General features: G+C 53.4%; 15 protein-coding genes. 6 read left to right on the top strand and 9 right to left on the bottom strand.

Annotated elements, in window-relative coordinates; genetic code table 11:
• Nucleotides 1-209 precede the first annotated feature (209 nt).
• The 8 genes from KHS78_RS13335 to KHS78_RS13300 form a co-directional block, all read right to left on the bottom strand.
• Nucleotides 210-773 (bottom strand): DNA-3-methyladenine glycosylase I, encoded by a 564-nt coding sequence (locus KHS78_RS13335; RefSeq protein WP_211828968.1) that lies wholly within the window; start codon nt 771-773, stop codon nt 210-212.
• Between the two features lie 129 nt (nt 774-902).
• Nucleotides 903-3,455 (bottom strand): ATP-dependent helicase HrpB, encoded by a 2,553-nt coding sequence (gene hrpB / locus KHS78_RS13330; protein WP_211828967.1) that lies wholly within the window; start codon nt 3,453-3,455, stop codon nt 903-905.
• Nucleotides 3,456-3,468: 13 nt separating this feature from the next.
• Nucleotides 3,469-4,728 (bottom strand): tetratricopeptide repeat protein, encoded by a 1,260-nt coding sequence (locus KHS78_RS13325; RefSeq protein ID WP_211828966.1) that lies wholly within the window; start codon nt 4,726-4,728, stop codon nt 3,469-3,471.
• Complete coding sequence (locus tag KHS78_RS13320) at nt 4,725-5,351, bottom strand: energy transducer TonB (protein WP_211828965.1); 627 nt, start codon at nt 5,349-5,351, stop codon at nt 4,725-4,727. Before KHS78_RS13320 ends, KHS78_RS13325 begins: the two co-directional genes overlap by 4 nt.
• Nucleotides 5,348-5,758, bottom strand: a complete 411-nt coding sequence (locus tag KHS78_RS13315) for an ExbD/TolR family protein (RefSeq protein ID WP_211828964.1) — start codon at nt 5,756-5,758, stop codon at nt 5,348-5,350. Before KHS78_RS13315 ends, KHS78_RS13320 begins: the two co-directional genes overlap by 4 nt.
• A gap of 15 nt (nt 5,759-5,773) precedes the next feature.
• Nucleotides 5,774-6,322: a MotA/TolQ/ExbB proton channel family protein gene (locus tag KHS78_RS13310; protein WP_211828963.1), complete on the bottom strand. Its 549-nt coding sequence runs from the start codon at nt 6,320-6,322 to the stop codon at nt 5,774-5,776.
• The gene (locus KHS78_RS13305) at nt 6,316-7,671 is read right to left on the bottom strand and encodes a MotA/TolQ/ExbB proton channel family protein (RefSeq protein ID WP_211828962.1); all 1,356 of its coding nucleotides are present in this window, start codon (nt 7,669-7,671) and stop codon (nt 6,316-6,318) included. Before KHS78_RS13305 ends, KHS78_RS13310 begins: the two co-directional genes overlap by 7 nt.
• A complete protein-coding gene (locus KHS78_RS13300; RefSeq protein ID WP_211828961.1) occupies nt 7,668-8,450 on the bottom strand; it encodes a DUF3450 family protein in 783 nt (260 codons plus the stop codon). The genes KHS78_RS13305 and KHS78_RS13300 overlap by 4 nt, the downstream gene beginning before the upstream one ends.
• Nucleotides 8,451-8,691: 241 nt before the next feature.
• On the opposite strand from KHS78_RS13300, the gene KHS78_RS13295 reads away from it, so the two are divergent.
• On the top strand, nt 8,692-9,399 hold the full coding sequence (locus KHS78_RS13295) for an OmpW/AlkL family protein (protein WP_246506466.1): 708 nt from the start codon (nt 8,692-8,694) through the stop codon (nt 9,397-9,399).
• 80 nt (nt 9,400-9,479) lie between these two features.
• Here KHS78_RS13295 and KHS78_RS13290 read toward each other — a convergent pair whose 3' ends face one another.
• A complete protein-coding gene (locus KHS78_RS13290) occupies nt 9,480-10,361 on the bottom strand; it encodes an SDR family oxidoreductase (protein WP_211828960.1) in 882 nt (293 codons plus the stop codon).
• 194 nt (nt 10,362-10,555) lie between these two features.
• Here KHS78_RS13290 and KHS78_RS13285 point away from each other — a divergent pair, with 194 nt between their 5' ends.
• The 5 genes from KHS78_RS13285 (at nt 10,556) to rlmH (ending at nt 18,404) form a co-directional block, all read left to right on the top strand.
• Nucleotides 10,556-14,299 (top strand): PAS domain S-box protein, encoded by a 3,744-nt coding sequence (locus tag KHS78_RS13285; protein ID WP_211828959.1) that lies wholly within the window; start codon nt 10,556-10,558, stop codon nt 14,297-14,299.
• A 94-nt stretch (nt 14,300-14,393) separates the two neighbouring features.
• A complete protein-coding gene (locus KHS78_RS13280) occupies nt 14,394-15,959 on the top strand; it encodes an ATP-binding response regulator (protein ID WP_211828958.1) in 1,566 nt (521 codons plus the stop codon).
• A gap of 278 nt (nt 15,960-16,237) precedes the next feature.
• Entirely contained in the window at nt 16,238-17,476 is a 1,239-nt protein-coding gene (locus tag KHS78_RS13275; RefSeq protein ID WP_211829069.1) for a glutamate-5-semialdehyde dehydrogenase, read from the top strand.
• Nucleotides 17,477-17,592: 116 nt separating this feature from the next.
• Nucleotides 17,593-17,937 (top strand): ribosome silencing factor, encoded by a 345-nt coding sequence (rsfS, locus tag KHS78_RS13270; RefSeq protein ID WP_211828957.1) that lies wholly within the window; start codon nt 17,593-17,595, stop codon nt 17,935-17,937.
• Nucleotides 17,937-18,404, top strand: a complete 468-nt coding sequence (gene rlmH / locus KHS78_RS13265) for a 23S rRNA (pseudouridine(1915)-N(3))-methyltransferase RlmH (RefSeq protein WP_211828956.1) — start codon at nt 17,937-17,939, stop codon at nt 18,402-18,404. Before rsfS ends, rlmH begins: the two co-directional genes overlap by 1 nt.
• Nucleotides 18,405-18,414 lie beyond the last annotated feature (10 nt).

Below are 18,414 nucleotides of genomic sequence, written 5' to 3'. Positions count from 1 at the left end.
CAGATTGCAGGATGAATTTTTAGGGATTTATTTTGGGGTTTGGCTGCGTGAAAACGAGGATTATATTGATGCTACTTACATGATTTATATTGCATGGCTAGCATGCAAATCAAGTTTTCAATGCAATTATTTTATTGTGTCTAATCTTTAGGGATATATAGAGTTCTGATGTCTAGAATGCTATCTGGATAACCAGTGACGCCCTCTTTTCAATTGCCATGGTATAAAAAACAGTATTGAGTATGGTCGTTTATCATACCGCTGGACTGCATATAGGCGTAACAGATTGTTGGACCAATAAAACTGAATCCCTGCTTCTTCAATTTTTTACTCATTGTTTCTGACTCTTGTGAAACGACTGGGACTTCCGCCTGAGTACTCCAATGGTTCAGGCGAGGTTCGTAATTAACAAATTGCCACATGAAGTCGTTAAATGAGCCAAATTCATCAACTATGGTTAAAAAGGCGCGAGCATTTTTGATCGCTGACAATATTTTCAGCCGGTTACGAATAATGTTGCTATCAGCCATCAGTGTTTCAATTTTTTCCTGATCATAACGGGCGATCTTTTCAGCATCAAAATTATCAAATGCTGCCCGATAGCCTTCCCGTTTTTTCAGAACCGTCAGCCAGTTGAGACCTGCCTGTGCCCCTTCAAGGATCAGTAATTCAAACAGCGTGCGATCATCATGCACAGGGCGTCCCCATTCATGATCATGGTAGTGTTGATACAGTGGATCCGACGTGCACCATTCGCAGCGTTGTTTGTTCATTCGTGGCAGCCAATCGTTGAGCATGAGTCGAAGAGTAAATAATAACTGCCATGATAAGGTCAAGGGCGGCAAACCAAAGAGCGCATGAAGCGCTCTCCGTTTGTGTCAACGGTGCACCATGATGGCTATTCACCGTTGTTTGTCAGGATGAACCCGGTGTGTTGCCACCGCCGTGAATGGGTCATCAGGCCAGTAATGTTTGGGGTAGCGTCCTTTCAGGTCTTTTTTGACCTCGTGGTAGGTGGTGTGCCAGAAATTCTTTAAATCCCGCGTAGTCTGTACCGGACGCATGGCCGGTGACAGCAACTCAATGGTTACCGGCAGCTTTCCTGAACAGATCACAGGGGTTTCCAGTAAGCCAAACAGCTCCTGAAGTTTGACGGATAATCTGGGGTCAGCGGGATTGCTGTAGTCAATACGGATTTGCGAGCCGCTGGGGACTTTGAATCGATCAGGTGCTTCCTGTTCAAGGTGTTGTTGGGAAGACCAGTCCAGCAGCGCTTTCAGGCAGGCGATAAGGTCGATTTTTTTCAGATGGTCAAGCTTGGTCATACCTGTCAGGAAGGGAGCAAGCCAATCTTCCAACGACTGCAGCAATGCAGCCTCTGTGACATCAGGCCAGCTAGGTTCAAATTGCGCCACACAGCAGATTCTCTGCCGTATTTGTTCGCTTTCGCGTGTCCAGGGTAAGGCCTGAAGTCCTGTTTGGCGTATCCCCTCAATAAGCGCGGTACTCATTGCTTCGGCAGGGGGGGAGGCTAGGGGCTGACGCTCCAGAACCAGAGCGCCAAAACGAATCTCCCTGTTCGCGATAACGCTTTTGGTGGATTTATCCCAACCAATGTTATCGTGCGTTTCAAGACGATCAGGGTAGAGGGCAGAGATCTGTTCCGGTTGCAGTGCACAGGCAAGAAAGGCTGTGGCGTTACTCTGTTTCCGTTGGCCGCCTAATGCGGGGATGACGAGGTAATCAGACGCTGACAGTGGATCGTGATCGGGCACAGCAGCGCCTTGTCCTGCACTCAGGAGGAACTGTCCGGATTGTGCTCTGCGACGTGCAATGCGATCCGGGTAAGCACATGCCAGTAATGTCGCAATGGTCTCTGTTCTGTAGGCTGCTGGCCTTTTGGCTTGCAGACGTCGTGCCCAGCGGGCAGTCAGTCGTCGCATCTGTTTAACGGCTGGCTGATCAACACTGAGGCCGGAAACGGGCTCACCATCCAGTAGTGCCAGTCGTAACCGGATGTCCAGCGGACGTTCTGACGCATAACCTCGGACAGGATCTTTTTCCGTCAGCAGTACACATAATTGCGCCGCCAGATAATCCTGTCCCTGTTGGCGTGCGATTAACACCATATGGGCCAGGCGAGGATGAAGTCCTGTTTCCACCATAGCTCGTCCATGGGGTGTGATACTCAAGCGATGATGTTTGTGCTCAATCGCACCGAGTGTTTCGAGCAATTGATACCCCTGTTCAACCGCTGCTTTCGGTGGTGCTGTGACCCAATTCGGTTCATCACAGTCCGACATGCCCCAGTTCAGTAGTTCCAGGACAACCGGAGCCAGATCCGCATCGGTAATTTCAGGCGGAGAGAAGGGTAAGAGCTGCTGGTGCTCCTGTTCTGTCCACAGACGGTAGCATTTGCCGGATGTTAGTCGTCCGGCACGGCCCTTGCGTTGGTCGGCACTCGCTTTTGATACCCGGATGGTATCCAGCTGGGTCATTCCGGTACGTGGATCAAAGCGGGGGATGCGCATCAATCCGGCATCCACCACCAGGCGGATGCCTTCAATGGTCAGGCTGGTTTCTGCGATGGCGCTGGTCAGCACGATTTTTCGGCGACCGGCAGGTGACGGTTGTATGGCTTGATCCTGTTCGGACTGGGAAAGGCTGCCATGTAATGGGTAAACATCGACATGTGCAGGTAATCCATAGTCCTGAAGTCTGTCAGCGACTCTCCGGATTTCTGCAGTACCCGGTAAAAAAGCCAGCAGATGACCTTCTTCTTCATGTATTACCTGGCGAATGGTATCCACCATGCAATCACAGGCAGCACGAATATCGCCGGGAGGGAGTGGACGCTCACTGTAGTGGACGGTTACCGGATAGCTCCGGCCCTCACTGTGAATGACCGGACAATCCAGCAATTCAGCCAGCCCGGGGGTATCCAGTGTAGCGGACATGACCAGCAGTTTTAATGGATCGTCGGGTTCGCGGTAGCCTTGCTGGGATTGCAACGCCAGTGCCAGTCCGAGATCCGCCTGCAGGGATCGTTCATGGAATTCGTCAAAGATCACCAGGCTGACACCGCTGAGTGCCGGGTCATGCTGCAGCATGCGGGTCAGTATCCCTTCGGTGATGACTTCGATACGGGTTTCGCCACTGGTTTTGCTGTCCAGCTGCATGCGGTAGCCAACGGTTTTGCCGATCGGTTCGTTCAGAAGCTGCGCCATGCGGGATGCGGCCGCCCGGGTGGCCAGTCGGCGGGGTTCCAGCATCAGGATCTTGCCGTCACCACGCCAGGCCGCGTCGAGCAGGTAAAGTGGTACCAGTGTCGTTTTTCCGGCCCCGGTAGGCGCTTTTAATAACAGGCGGTCATGCTGTGAGAGTGCATGGGCAATATCGGGCAGTACCTCGGTCACAGGCAGTGAGGGCAAGGTGGAGGACAAGGTGTTGCTCATCAGGGAATCGTTATCAGTCGTTCGGTTGGCCGTTGGATTGGGCGAGCCAGGTCAGCCATTGTCGGGCATCATCCTGCACGGTCTCCCAGTCAGTGGCGTTCTGGAAGGCTTTGGTCGCTTGATCAATATTATCACTCTTGAGATACAGATAGCCCAGCAGTAGCCACGCTTTGCCAGAATCTTGCAGTTCGCCTTTCTCAATGGCCCTGGAAAGGCTGGCAGAAGCACCCTGCCAGTCTTGGATATGTATTTGTAATTCGGCCTGACGCTGCCACGGCTGACCGTTGTCGGCGTGTTCTCCCGCTTTGGCAAAGGCGCTGATAGCCCGCTCAGTTTCTCGGGCACTGAGCCAGAGTTCCCCGAGTTGCTCCCAGTGTTGAGCATGGTTGGCAAGGGTGCCGTTTTCAAGGGCGCGGGCAAGGTGTCTGGCAGCTTCAGAGGGTTGGCCATTGCTTTGTCGCAGCCAGGTCATCTGGCCAATATCAGACAGTCGATTCAGAAGATCATGTGATGCTGCTGTTTCCATGATGGCCAGGGCTTCATCCGTTTGATCAAGCATCAGGTAGAGGCTGGCCAGTTGACGCCAGTAGCGTGCCCGATTCGGGCGGTAATCCAGTAGGGTTTTAACGGTGACAATACTGTCCTCATAGGCTTCAAGCTGAAACTGAATACTGAGTAATAATTCATGCCAGGCGATAGGCGGTTGACGATGGAGGGCGATGGCTTTTGTCATGGTTGGCAGGGCCTCGGCATAACGTTCCTTGGATACCAGGGCTGACGCCAGAATCATCCAGGGCAGGGGATTGTTAACAGACAATTGTTCGTTATTCAGCAAAGGCGTTAAACGGTCAATGACGTTATCCACCTTGCCCTGTTGCAGCCAGGCCTGGGCAAGGGACGTTTCCAGGGTAATGCGCAGGTCATTGGGCAACGTGTAATTATCCAGCAATTCGAGGATATGATTGCTGGTTGTCGTATAGTCGCCCTGCAGCATGGCAATCTGGGTTAGGGTACGCAGTACCATCGCCCGTTTTTGTGAGCCGGGTTTGGTTTGTTCCAGCAAGACTTCCGCATCCATCTGTGCCTTCTCGTAACGCCCGGCTGTGATGAAAAGCTGTATGTCAGCCAGCAGTTGTTGTAGCGCCTTACCAGCATGGGCTTCGGGTGTGATCAGCGAGAGTGCTGGTATCAGCAGAATGTAGAGCTGGAATGCCCGAACAAGGGATATGCGCTTATTCACGACCAGTGTTCGAATGATCCCCAAAATAGTCATTGCAGTTGAAACCTGATGGTTCGCTCTGCCCGTTGAGGAACCGCTTTTCCGTTGACCATACGGGGCCTGAAACGGTATTCGCGAACGGCTTTGAGGGCGGCCTGCTCAAACACACCTTTCGGGTTGGCTTCAATGATCCGGATGTCATCCACAGTTCCCTGTTCGGTCACGGTAAAACGGACTTTCACCCAGCCGCTTTGATCTTGATTGACGGCTTGACGCGGATAGTCTGGATCCAGGCTGGCCAGTGGCAGGGCGTCGGGGTTGATGGTAGGGATATTGCTTCCGGATTTTCCGGCTAACCCCGGCGCTTCGAGAGTACTCAGCAGGGATTCGGCGTCCGGTGGCGCAAAAAGGCTACCACTGACGCCTGAGTGCAAGCTGCTGACCGTACTGAGCGACGGCGTGAAGCCAGGCCGTGGCAGGCTATCGGGTGCTTTTTTTACCTGATTCTCAGACCTGTGATTGTCCGATGTTGTTCCTGCCAACGCCTGATTGACCCTTGGGGCATTGACTGAAACGGTTTGAGTGCCGCTGTCAGCCGATTTGTCCGGTTCAACCATCCACTGCATCATGAGAAACAGCAGCAGGGTCACGGACAGCCCGGCCAGCACATGGTTCATTGCACATGCCCTGGTTTTGCCGCCAGCGTAATGTCGTCAAAACCGGCCTGGCGGACAATATCGATCACCTGAATTAACAGGCCGCCAGGCGCCTTGCGATCAGAATCAATGATAATGGCGGTGCCGGGCAGGAGGCGTTTGATCAGGTAGCGTTTCAGGTTGGTCGGTTCGATGGTATCGCCATCAATATGGATGCTGGCGGCTTCTGTCAGGCTGATCGTTGTCGCCTGACCCTGAATAGGTTGTGCGGTCACGGCTTCCTGACGCTCCAGCGTAATGCCTGACTGCTGAATAAACGTCGCCGTGGTGATAAAGAAAATCAGCATGATAAAGACGACATCCAGCATTGGCGTCATATCGATGCCGGTGTCTTCAGCGTCCGTTGTGATATGGCGTCGGGCACGCATTCGGTATCCCTCTGATTATCCTGCGTTGGCCGAACGAAGGCTTGCGGCTGGATCCGACAGTGTGAGCGCATCCGCCAATCGGTGTTGCCGGCGTTCAGCCAGTCGCAGGCACCAGGTGTAGGCATATACGCCGACAATGGTGACCAGAATGCCCGCCAGGGTGGGGAGGGTTATCCGCGACAGACTTTCCAGCAGCATCGGGCCAACGGTGAGGCCGTGGTAACCCATCCGTTCAAACAGTGTGATCATGCCGGAGACTGTTCCCAGCAATCCGGTCAAAGGGCAGATGGCAATCAAGCCTTTAATGACAGGGAACCCGGCTTCCATTACGGCCTGTTCGCGGGCCAGCAGCGTTTCACGTACCTTGCGCGCGCGCCATGATGAACGATCTGTTCTGGTTCGCCAGAGCGTAATGATTTTGCGATGACGCTTTTTCCAGTGCCAGGCAAGGTACGTAAAGCGTTCAGATAGCAGCGTCAGCATGACACTGGTCAGTCCGAACACGATCCAGAGTACCCAGCCGCCACGGGTGAGGTAGTCGAGAATCGGCAAGGGGATCAGCATGCCTTTTTCTCCAGGTGCTCAGCCATCAGTCCTGCCGCCTGACGATCCAGCAGGAGGACGAGTTGCCGGCTGCGATTGGTCAGGAAAGCGTGTCCCAGCAGCAGTGGAATGGCGACCATCAGGCCAATGGCGGTTGTGATCAGTGCCTGGGATATCCCGACGGCCATCAGGTGCTGACCCGCATTGCCAGACATACCCTGAAAAGTTCGGATCATGCCGGTAATGGTGCCCAGCAGACCCAGCATGGGGGCAATAGCTGCCATCAGTTTGATCGCGCTTTGCCAGCTTTCGAGGCGCGGTATTTCCGCCATGATGGCTTCGTCTAGGCGGAGTTCGAGATTCTCTGGTGATCCCTGCTGACGATGTTTTTCCCAGGCCATCAGCACCCTGCCCAGGGCATTGCTGCGGCTCAGGTCGTCCATATGCACCTGTTGCTGCTGTATACGACGATTTTCACGCATCAGGCTCATGTGACGAGTGATGAGAAGCCCGACACCGAAAGCCCCAAGAGCGATAATCAGCCAGGCAATAAAGCCGCCCTGGTCAATTCGTTCAATGATGGACGGGCTGGTTTCCAGCTGTTCCAGCAGTTTCCCGCGGCCTGGATCAATGGCCATTAATGCCATGGGTTCATGAGACCGTTCGAAGCCTTCTGCATCGATTCGAAGATTGAAACGGGGTTGTTTGACCGGAATACCAAGCTGACCGGTTTCAGGGTAGTAACGCAGAAAGTTACCATTACTGACGGCTGTAAAGGGGCCAATAAAGGTGACAGGGGCAGTGATGGGGTCACCGGTACTTCGTGTGATGGTGGTTGTTGTCCGGGTTATACGGCTACTGTCCGCCAGGATGGTGTTGAGGTCTTCCCAATACTGATAAAGCTGCTCACGGGACGGGACGGTGCGGTTCAGTGCCAGCTGGTTGAGACGCGCTGATCGGTCAGCGTTGAATGCAGGGAGAACGGAATGGTTGAAGCTGCGACTCAGGCGTCCGGCTTCGTCTTTGATAGCTTCCGTTAACAGGCGGCTTTCGTGTAGCAGTGTCTGTTGTTCCTGCTCCAGCTTAGCCAGTATTTTCTTGTCTTCGGCCAGTGATTGTTTGAGGTTGCTGTTTTTTTTCTGTAGTGCGGAAAATGTATCTTGAGCTTCTTTAAGCAGCGCTTTTTGTTGCTGGTGCGCATTCAGGAACTTTTGTTCCCGTTCGCTGTTTCGTGCGATTTCCTTTTTTCGTGCTTCCTGTACAGAGGCTACCAGTTCATCCAGCGGCGTACTGGAGGCTGCTGTTTCGGCGGCGCTGGTCTGTGCGGTTAAGGCAAGCACAGTACCCATCAGGATCAGGAGAGATTTCATGCATCACCCTCCGGTAGCGAACGATGGGTCGGTAGCGGAAGGACAAGCCAGCCTTCCGGCTCGTGCTTGGCCGCTACCCGGATAGCGCGTGACAGTTTGTGCCGGTCTTCCATGGGCAGGGTGGACCAGGTTTCTGTGGTTCGATCCCAGATGCCGCCTTCCTCGCCATCAGGCGTCAGGTAATACAGGGCAATGTGACCGAGTCGGAAGAAGGTGACCTGTCGCTTATCGGACAGTTTGCCGGTCCAGTGTTGAATATGGAGTCCCTGTTCAGCTGTTTCCCGTAGTTGACGGACAAGTGCGAGATAGTTTTCCACCGGTGTCTGGTCAGCGTCGTTCAACAGTTCACCCAGAAACCGATGTTCCTGTTCACGGCGATTGCCCTGATAGGGGAGATCCAGGGCAATAAAATGGCCATAAATTTCATGAATCTGTTGGTTCAGGGATGGCAGCGTAGCCAGCAGCTGTGTCGTTTTTTGGATGTCAGCTTCCAGCGAGGCGCGCTTTTGGGCAATTTTTCGACGTTGATTGTCCAGGTGACGATTTTCCTGGTGGAGGGTATCAATGGCGTCCTGAAGCGACTGGTACTCTGCCAGCATGCGCCGGGTATCATCATCCAGACGGTTGATCGCCTGCTGAGAATGGGCTGAGCGCTGCTGGGTATCTTTCTGCAGGCTGATGGCATCGTCCAGCGTGGCAGCATCGGCAGCGATGACCTTTGCCTGCAGAGATGAAGCCAGTAAGACAATGGCGATAGAGATTCTGACAATAGCTTGCATTGTTATTGTTTGTTCTGATGAATGCGTTATAGGCTAGTGCTTGTCTATTATGCTGCTCCGCAGATAGCTGGTGCAAGAAGACTATTCACTGGCGTGAAAGGGATGATTTGTTGAGCCAGATCAAAAGACCCTCGGTTTGTACGGATTACCATAAGTAGACAATAAGTATCGTGTCGGCCCTTCATAGTTGAAGGGGCCGGCAGATGAACAACAAATCACAAGGAATTGTTAGGGGGTTTCTATGAAACTGGAGGGGTCTTCTGTGAAAAAATTGCCTGTTGCTGCTGCGGTAATGGCTGTCGTTGCTGCGTTGTCTGGTCCTGTCATGGCTTACCAGGCCGGTGATGTGATTGTCCGTGCCGGTGCTGCGACTGTTGATCCGGATGTTGATAGTGGCGCGTTGAAGGTCAATGGCGTAGCAAATATTACTAATGGTGCAACAACGACCGTTGATGTCGATTCTGATACACAACTTGGTCTTTCAATGACCTATATGTTGGATGACAAGTTTGGTATTGAATTACTTGCTGCAACGCCTTTCCAGCATACTATTAAAACCAAAGGTGGCTTGGGTCCCGCACTGGGTAAGTTGGCTGATGTTAAGCACTTGCCGCCTACTCTGACCCTTCAATACTATCCAATGGAGAGCTCTTCGGCTTTTCAACCATATGTTGGACTTGGCTTGAATTACACTACGTTCTTTGATGAAGAATTTAAGAGTCAGCACAAAGCAACATACAGTGGATTGGAGTTGAAAGATTCTTGGGGTCTCGCAGCGCAACTGGGAGCCGACTATCGAATCGATGATAACTGGAGCGTGAATGCTGCTGTTTGGTATGTCGATATCGATACTGAAGCGAAGTTTAAGGATACAGCCGGTAATAAGTACAAGGTTGATGTAGAGCTGGATCCCATGGTTTACATGGTTGGCATTGCCTACAAGTTCTAAAAAATTTCTAGTGTTCGATTAAGTGCAGGCGTTTGCCTGCACTTTTGTTTCTTGGGTATAAATTTTCTCTGCTTTAAACGTCACTCCTCCTTGCCCGTGACGTAAATATCCCTCACGAGTCGTGCGACACCACTGCGCCAGGATTTACTGTGAATACCAAAGGTATTGCGCAAATGGGTTGTGTCGAGGCAGGCGTTAACGGTTTTACCGTTGTTGCTTGATTCCGGAAACGGCTCTGTCGTGTTGGGGGAGAAATCACGGTACTGCGACGCTTCTGCCAGTATGACTTCTGCCAGAGACTCCTCATCAACGGTTTCCGCCGCATTGTAGTGATAGGTTCCCCAGACCTGCGCATCACAATCGATTTGTCGCATGATAGCCAAGATCACCCGGCCAACATCATCGGCCGGCGTCGGACGTCCCCGGCTGTTGGCGGAAGCGAGGACGGGTTCACCCTGGGTCAGGCTGTTGAGAATGCCTGTCAGGCGGTTGCGTCCCTGGGGGCTGATGACCCATGACAGGCGAAGAATGACATGGCGTGAGCAGTGTTCCCGGATCTGTTGTTCGCCCTGCCAGAAGCTGCCGCCCAGTACGCCGGAAGGATTGGGGATATCCTTGATGGTATACACCTCCTGCTTCATGCCATCAAAAACCCGCCAGGATGAAATATGAATCAGAACGGATTTGTATTGGTCGCAGACTTTGGCCAGTGCGGCAGGAGCGTCACGGTTCAGGGCAAAGCAGCGTGAGGGTTCGGTTTCTGCCCGTGCCGGGTTCCGGTGGCCAGCGGTATTGACGACAATCGTCGGCCGGTATTCGGCAATCACTTCCTCAATCTGGCGTGGGACGGTCAGGTCCAGCTGGTCACGTCCCGGGGCGTAGTGAGGGATGCCGGCTCCCTTCAGTAGTGCCCGGAGTTCATAACCGATCTGTCCATTACCGCCTATGATAAGAACCTTCATCTGTATATTTCCTGGAAACGGTGCGCTGATTCACTGGCTGATACCGGTATTGTGACAGGCTGACTATGTGCGACAACTGTCATTGGTACGGTAAGGGTGTGTTGGCTACGAAGTATTACTTATTCAGCCGTTTGCCGGAGTCACGTTACCTTAGCGGGTCTTACCTGATAACCCCTTCTCAAAGAACGTAAACTGTGACCTCCACGATACGGCAGAAAATCATACTTTTTACGGTGGTGCCTGTCACCGTCATCTATAACCTGCTGTTCGGAATAAACCTGTATCAATCCGTTCAACGTTCGTCGCAGGCGCTTGAGAACCGGATGGCAGAAACGGCGTGGCGATACGCCGGTCAATTTGACAACTTCTTGATGGAATCCTCTCAGGTTGCCCGTTCTATTGCCGGGTTTATTGAGATCAGCCCCCGACTGGATGATGCACATCTGTATCGTCTTGTGGCAAACAGCGTGTCGGATAATCCCATGCTGGTCAGCGCCAGTCTGATATTCCTGCCGGACATGAGAGGGCCTGATCAGCCGCTGTTTGCGCCAACGGCCTGGCGAAACAGTGGCTCAGTCCTGTTTCGGGATCGGGGCAGCGATACAGATTTTCGGAGCCGGATTGATGCGTGGCTGAACGATAAATCGTACCTGCGGCGGCAGTGGTGCCCACCTGAGCAGCATCCTAATCATCCACAACAGATCTCAACATTCCTGGAACCCATTTATCGGGATGGACAGCTTCGAGGTATGGTGGCACTGGATGTCAATCTAAACCAGTTGAATGATGTATCGTCCTGGAAATCGTCATCTGAGATGGATTTCATGGTGGTTGCCAATGATGGTTCCTATATCTACGCCCCCTATGCCATTGCGCGGGGAGAAAGCGTTTTTGATACCGCAAAGCGTCTGAATCATCCGGATTACCTGAAGTTTGCGAATATCATGACCGGCAGTCAGTCTGGCAAGATCCGCCTTAAAATGGGGGATGAGGATCACTGGCTGTTTTATGCACCGGTACGCTCGGCGGGGTGGATGCTGGCTGCGTCGGTACCGCGTTCCCGGGCTCTGGCTGATTTACGTGCACATGCCGTAACCCAGGCGGTGATTCTACTCATCTCGCTGGTTTTGATTTTTGGTTGTGTCTGGTTTATCTCAGGGCGTATTTCTCGTCCCATCCGCCAACTTGAGCGTGCGGTACGCCGAGTGGCATCCGGTGATTTGAATGCCAGTGTGCATATTCCCAACCGGGATGAAACCGGTAGCCTTGCCCGCTATTTTTCAGAAATGACGGGGCAACTGGCGCTGCGTGAAGAGGCGTTGCGTGCGTCCAAGAACTTCGCCATTGACAGCATTGTGCAGGGCCTGAAAGGGCGCTATTTCTATTTCAGCCATGATCGGGACGGCAATATCACATCAGCCAGTCCTTCGGTGACGGATGTGTTGGGTTTCACGGTGGAAGAGTATTGCCAGCATTTCACTACGCATCAGACCAGAAAGAAATCAAACCGCACCTCATTGACTATTACAGACCAGGTACTGACGACAGGTCAGGCCAATGGTTATGAAGTGGAGATGTTCGATAGCCAAGGTCGCAGGCGTTATATCGAAGTTTTCAAGGTGCCGATGTTTGAGCCGGATGGCAGCATCAGCGGTATTGAAGGTTTGGCTCATGACATCACTGCGCGGGTGAGCGATACGGAAAAATTCCGCGGGCTGCTGGAGTCTGCGCCGGATGCCATGGTCATCACGGATATTGAGGGTCAGATTCTTATCGTCAATGAGCGGGCCGAAACCCTGTTTGAACAGGAGCGGGATGATCTGATCGGTCAGTCTGTCGCTTGTCTTTTCCCGGATCATGATCAGTCCGGCATCTTTCCATTGCTGACAACGCCGCTGGAGCAGCGTGCAACGCTGAAAATCAACCGGGGGCGTGAAGGCGCTTGCCGACGGGCTTCGGGCGAAGAGTTCCCCGTCGAGTATACACTCAGTCCACTGGAAACCTGGGAAGGTACGCTCTTTTCGGTGTCAGTGCGGGATATCACGGATCGCAAGCAGGCTGAGGCTGCGTTGCGATTGAGTGAGGCGCGGTTCCGCCGTTTGGTGGAAGGTTTGCAGCAGGAATATTTCTTCTATTCGTTGAATCCGGACGGCAGTTATATCTATGTCACGGATTCCGTGCAGCGAATTCTGGGGTATCGCCCGGCGGACTTCATGAAACATTCCCGTGATTATCTGTACGACGACAATGAGCGTACCTGGGTACAGGAAAACACCCAGAGAGTGGCCAATGGGCAGATCCGGCCCAGCTATGAAGTCAAGATTTACCGCGGCAACGGTGCGGTCAGTGTACTGGAAGTGCTTGAAGTGCCTGCCTTTGGCAGTGACGGCAAGGTTAAGGCCGTAGAAGGCATTGCCCGGGATCGCACCAGTGACAAAAAGGCGCAGGAGGATCTTCGCCGCGCCCGGGATGCTGCTGAAGCGGCCAGTCATGCCAAGAGTCTGTTCCTGTCTAACATGAGTCATGAGTTGCGCACACCGCTTAATGGGGTACTGGGTTATACGCAGGTTATGTTGCGGGATAAACAGTTGAGTCCACAGCATCGCCGCAGCCTGGTGGCGATTGAAGACTGTGGCCAGCACCTGTTGACCTTGATTAACGACATCCTGGATCTTGCCAAAATTGAGGCAGGCGGCCTTGAAGTGATTACGGAGCCAGTGGATTTGTACCGGCTGGTATTGTCAGTGCACCAGATGCTGTTTCAGCGGGCACAGAACAAAGGCATTCAGTTCAAGCTGAATCTTGGCGGCCAGAGAATCAATCATGTTGAGTTTGATCCGGACAGTCTGGAGACAGCGCTGCCCCGTATGATCTGGCTCGACAGTACGCGCCTGCGACAGGTGTTGATCAATTTGGCAGGCAATGCCATCAAATACACCCGATCTGGCCAGGTGTTGTTGTCAGTATCTCTGGAGTGCCATGGTGACAATCAGGACGATCGGCTGTGTTTCCGGGTGGAAGACACCGGTATCGGTATCGATAAAGACAGCCTTGAGCTTATCTTTGAGCCTTTCCGCCAGACCGAAGGCGGACGCCAGGCGGGCGGGACAGGGCTTGGATTGGCGATCAGTCGTCGCCTGGTCGAAATCATGGGTGGGCAGATTCGTGTGGAAAGCATTCTGGGGACAGGCAGCTGTTTTCATTTTGATTTGCCGCTGATTCGCTGCAATGACGAAGTGCAGGTGTTGGCGTCAGGCTCTCCATCGGATGATGGTCACTGTCGTAAAGTGCTAGCGCCGGGGCAGCAGGTGAAAGTGCTGGTGGTGGATGATAATGCCGTTAACCGGGATATTCTGGTGACGTTGTTGCAGAGTTCTGGTTTTACTGTCCGGCAGGCAGAAAACGGGCAGGTTGCACTGGATTGCGCGCAGCAGGAGGCATTTGATGCCATCTTGATGGATTTACGCATGCCCGTCATGGATGGCTTCGACGCCGCCAATGCCATTCGAAGCCTTGAAGGCACACATGCCCCGGCTATCATTGCTGTCACGGCCAGTGTTTACAGTGAGTTGCGTGAAAAGGTACACCTGCATGGGTTTACAGACTTTGTGGGTAAACCGTTCCGTGCCGATGAGATTTTTGACACCTTGCAGAAGCATCTGGGCCTACAGTATTGCAGTGACTGTGAATCGTCATCAGCCCTGCCTGATCTCCCGATACTGACGCCCGATATTGCGACAGATTTTGCCAACTCTCTGGAAAATGCGATGGAAATGGGGGATATCGAAGCGATCCGTGGGCTGGCGCATCATTACGCTGCGATGCCTGGTATTGAAGCCTGGGGGGAGCGGCTGGACACATTGTGCGACAGCTTTGCGGTAGGACAGCTGGAAACGCTGTTGATGAGTCTCCGACGGCAGGCCCAGGATGTAGCCTGACCACTGGCAACGAAAAATACGGGCCAAGGTTGGCGTTGGTGATGAACCGGCGTATGGTGCACGGTTTCGACATGACAGCAGTAAGAGTGGTGGTATGAGGCAGTTAGCGCCATTGGCGGCGGATCACGAGGAAGAAAAAATTCTGTTGGTCGATGACAATCCGACCAACCTGCAGGTGCTGCTGCAGACACTCAGTGGGCGCGGCTACAAGTTGCTGATAGCCAAAAATGGCGACAATGCCCTGAAAATTGTCCACAAGGTCCGGCCCGCGCTGGTGCTGCTGGATATCATGATGCCAGGTATTGACGGCTATGAAGTCTGCAAGCGCCTGAAGGATGATCCGGCGACCTCGGGCGTGACAGTCATTTTCCTTTCCGCCCTGGATGATACCCGTGACAAGGTCCGTGGGCTGGAAACCGGTGCGGTGGATTACATTGCCAAGCCCTTCCAGGCCGAGGAAGTAATTGCCCGGGTGGAGACCCACCTCAAGATTCATCGTCTGGAGCAGGCGCTGGCCCGCAGGAACCGCCAGCTGGAGGCTGAGAATGAACATATTCTTGAGTCAATGCGGGAAGGGATTGTCGGGATCAATGGTCACGGCAAGATTACCTTTGCCAACCCGGCGGCCAGCCGGATCACGGGCTGGGAAGCGGCAGAGTTGATTGGCGCTGACGCCCATGGCCTGTTAATGCCCCGTTGTGCCGACGGAGCCATCCGTCCCCGTGAAGAGACGGCACTTTATACGACGCTAACAGAAAATATCATCCAGGCCGTGGAGGATGATGTGTTCTGGCGGCGGGATGAAACCAGCTTCCCTGTGGATTATTCCTGTACGCCTTTTATGCGTGATGGCGAAGCGGATGGCGCGGTGATTGTTTTTCGGGATATTACCGAGAAAAAGCGGCATCAGGATGCACTGCAGAACGCGCTGGACGAATTGCAGGAGCAGAAGGACAAGCTGATGCATATGTCCCGTTTGAGCAGTATGGGGGAAATGGCGTCCGGGTTTGCCCATGAAGTGAACCAGCCGCTGACGGCGATCAATAATTATGCCCAGGTCTGCCTGCGCCTGATGCAGCGTGATCCTATCAATATGGAATCCTTGCGCGACGGGCTGGAAAAAATCGGCGTTCAGGCACGGCGTGCCGGCGATATCATTGCCCGTATTCGCAGTTTTGTGAAAAAGCCTGATCATTGTCTTCAGGTTGTCGACTGTAACCGGCTGGTGCAGGATGTCGTTAAACTCGCGGAAGTGGATGCTCGGCATAATGGCATGGAAATCCACCTGGATCTCGCTGAAGACATCTCTGCCATTAAAGTCGATCCGGTACAGATCCAGCAGGTGGCGCTTAACCTGGTCAGAAACGGCATGGAGGCAATGCGCGATATGCCGGACAAGAATGTCGGTCTCTGGGTTCGTACAGAGCGGCTGGATCGTGAGTTCGTTCGTATCGCTGTGATTGATAGAGGTTATGGCTTGGCGGATGACGCTGAACAGAAGTTGTTTACGCCTTTTTATACAACCAAGGATGATGGTATGGGGATTGGGTTATCCGTCTGCCATAGTATCATCCAGACTCATGGTGGTACGTTGAATTTTATTCGAAACCCGGAGGGAGGAGCCACGTTTTGGTTCACTGTTCCGGTGGCAGAAATTTAATCACAAGCACCCGCAAATAAAATCTTTCTGTTTTATCAGTCATTGGCAAGGCATATTGTGTTTAAAAAAACAGTATGCCTTGTTTCAGTATCAGCCAATAAGAATGGAGCGGATTGGTCACTCACCAAGAAAGTCCGCTATGGCGCTGTCTGGTGGACAAGTTATAATCGCCCGATATCTGAACAACAAAATGAGCAGTTAAGTGTGGGTTGATTCGCTCAGCCGGCGTTGACGCTGTCATGATGGAGGCGAACTTGTCCGGAGATGTAAAAGCCTATATGCAGCGTCTGGGTCAGCAGGCCCGGGCTGCGGCGACTGTTGTCGCCAGTGCGGATGCGGGGCAGAAAAATGCTGCGCTGCTGAAGATTGCTGCTGTTCTGGACGCTTCCCGACCACAGATCCATGTGGCCAACCAGAAAGATCTGGAGAACGCTCGTCAGAACGGTCTTAACGATGCCATGCTGGATCGACTGGCGCTGTCGCCAGATCGTGTTGATGGCATGATTGAAGGGTTGAAGCAGGTTGCGGCGCTGCCGGATCCGGTCGGTAATATCTCTGATCTCCATTACGTACCCAGTGGCATTCAGATCGGCAAGATGCGCGTGCCGCTGGGCGTCATCGGTATTATTTATGAATCCCGCCCCAATGTGACGGTGGAAGCTGCCAGTCTCTGCCTGAAGTCTGGTAACGCCACGATCCTTCGGGGCGGTAGCGAGGCGATTCATTCCAACCAGGCAATTGCCCGCTGCATTCGGGAAGGACTGGAATCCGCGGGATTGCCGGTGGATGCGGTGCAGGTCCTTGAGATTACCGATCGTGAGGCGGTGGGTGAACTCATTACCATGCCGGACTATGTGGATGTCATCGTTCCCCGTGGTGGCAAGGGTCTGATTGAGAGAGTCAGCCGGGATGCCCGGGTGACAGTGATCAAACATCTTGACGGCATCTGCCACGTTTATATTGATGATCGTGCCGACCCGGATAAGGCGGAACGCATCGCCGTTAACGCCAAGACACACCGTTATGGAACCTGCAACACCATGGAAACCCTGCTGGTGCACAAGGATATCGCCGGTGGCGTCCTGCCCGTGCTGGCCAATGCCTACGCGGAGAAAGGCGTTGAACTGCGTGGCTGTCCCCGTACCCGGTCGATTATCCCTTCCGCGATTGAAGCGACCGAGGAAGACTGGAGCACGGAATACCTGGCGCCGGTGCTGTCCATCAAGGTAGTGGATCGCATGGAAGATGCGATCACCCATATCAACCACTACGGTTCCCACCACACCGATGCTATTGTGACGGAAGATTTCTCTCGGGCACGTAAATTCCTGCGTGAAGTGGATTCCAGTTCTGTGATGATCAATGCATCCACCCGTTTTGCGGATGGTTTTGAGTATGGCCTGGGTGCTGAAATCGGTATTTCAACCGACAAGATTCATGCCCGTGGCCCGGTCGGGCTGGAGGGGCTGACATCGGAGAAATACGTTGTCCTGGGTGATGGGCATGTCCGGCAGTAAGTGTCAGTCGGTGTGTCAGTACGACGAATTGTCGTATGAATACGGCTTTATGACCTGAGCGTCCCTGATACACTCAGGTCATTTTTCATTCTCCCAACGAGGATTGTGTTGCTTACATGGGTTCTGAACAATTGAGAGCACTGGTGGTTGACGCCATCGAAGAGCTGAAAGGCAATGATATCAAGGTGCTGGACGTCCGTGGTCTGACCAGCGTCACCGATTTTATGATTATCGCTTCCGGCACGTCCAACCGTCATGTGAAGTCTCTCGCGGATAACGTGGTGGATCGCTGCAAGGCAAACCAGTTACGTCCGATTGGCGTGGAAGGTGACGACAAGGCCGAGTGGGTACTGGTTGACCTTGGCGATGCGGTGGTTCACATCATGCTGCCGGCGACCCGCCAGTTCTATGACATCGAACGCCTGTGGGAATCGGCGCCTGAAGCCATTGCGACGCCCTGATGCGTATTCGTCTGATTGCGGTCGGCCAGAAGATGCCCGGCTGGGTGACTGAGGGCTATAGCGAATATGCCCGCCGTCTGCCGGCCGATTTCTCCCTGGAACTCCGTGAAATCCCGCTGGGTAAACGAACCCGCGGGGCGGATATTGCCCGGATGCAGCGCAAGGAAGGCGAGCAGATGCTGGCGGCCATTGATCCCCGCGACAAGGTGATTGCCATGGAAGTGAATGGCAAAAACTGGTCGACGGAGAAACTGGCCGGCCAGTTGGGCGGCTGGCATGATCTGGGTGAGAATGTCAGTTTACTGGTCGGAGGGCCGGAAGGGATGTTGCCTGAGGTATCGGCCCGTGCGGATCTCCGCTGGTCCCTGTCATCACTGACGCTTCCCCACCCCCTGGTACGGGTTCTGATCGCAGAACAGTTGTATCGGGCATGGAGCATCCTTAATAATCATCCTTATCACCGCTGACAGTTCAGGG

The sequence above is a fragment of the Kistimonas asteriae genome (assembly GCF_018263925.1).
In the GTDB taxonomy this organism is placed as follows: Bacteria; Pseudomonadota; Gammaproteobacteria; order Pseudomonadales; family Endozoicomonadaceae; genus Kistimonas; species Kistimonas asteriae.
This window is presented reverse-complemented; position numbering and strand designations above follow the sequence as displayed.

Excerpts from the sequence above, each read along its gene's own strand:
- KHS78_RS13335 (WP_211828968.1), bottom strand. The coding sequence starts at position 773 with ATGAACAAACAACGCTGCGAATGGTGCACGTCGGATCCACTGTATCAA.
- hrpB (WP_211828967.1), bottom strand. The coding sequence starts at position 3,455 with ATGAGCAACACCTTGTCCTCCACCTTGCCCTCACTGCCTGTGACCGAG.
- KHS78_RS13325 (WP_211828966.1), bottom strand. The coding sequence starts at position 4,728 with ATGACTATTTTGGGGATCATTCGAACACTGGTCGTGAATAAGCGCATA.
- KHS78_RS13320 (WP_211828965.1), bottom strand. The coding sequence starts at position 5,351 with ATGAACCATGTGCTGGCCGGGCTGTCCGTGACCCTGCTGCTGTTTCTC.
- KHS78_RS13315 (WP_211828964.1), bottom strand. The coding sequence starts at position 5,758 with ATGCGTGCCCGACGCCATATCACAACGGACGCTGAAGACACCGGCATC.
- KHS78_RS13310 (WP_211828963.1), bottom strand. The coding sequence starts at position 6,322 with ATGCTGATCCCCTTGCCGATTCTCGACTACCTCACCCGTGGCGGCTGG.
- KHS78_RS13305 (WP_211828962.1), bottom strand. The coding sequence starts at position 7,671 with ATGAAATCTCTCCTGATCCTGATGGGTACTGTGCTTGCCTTAACCGCA.
- KHS78_RS13300 (WP_211828961.1), bottom strand. The coding sequence starts at position 8,450 with ATGCAAGCTATTGTCAGAATCTCTATCGCCATTGTCTTACTGGCTTCA.
- KHS78_RS13295 (WP_246506466.1), top strand. The coding sequence starts at position 8,692 with ATGAAACTGGAGGGGTCTTCTGTGAAAAAATTGCCTGTTGCTGCTGCG.
- KHS78_RS13290 (WP_211828960.1), bottom strand. The coding sequence starts at position 10,361 with ATGAAGGTTCTTATCATAGGCGGTAATGGACAGATCGGTTATGAACTC.
- KHS78_RS13280 (WP_211828958.1), top strand. The coding sequence starts at position 14,394 with ATGAGGCAGTTAGCGCCATTGGCGGCGGATCACGAGGAAGAAAAAATT.
- KHS78_RS13275 (WP_211829069.1), top strand. The coding sequence starts at position 16,238 with ATGCAGCGTCTGGGTCAGCAGGCCCGGGCTGCGGCGACTGTTGTCGCC.
- rsfS (WP_211828957.1), top strand. The coding sequence starts at position 17,593 with ATGGGTTCTGAACAATTGAGAGCACTGGTGGTTGACGCCATCGAAGAG.
- rlmH (WP_211828956.1), top strand. The coding sequence starts at position 17,937 with ATGCGTATTCGTCTGATTGCGGTCGGCCAGAAGATGCCCGGCTGGGTG.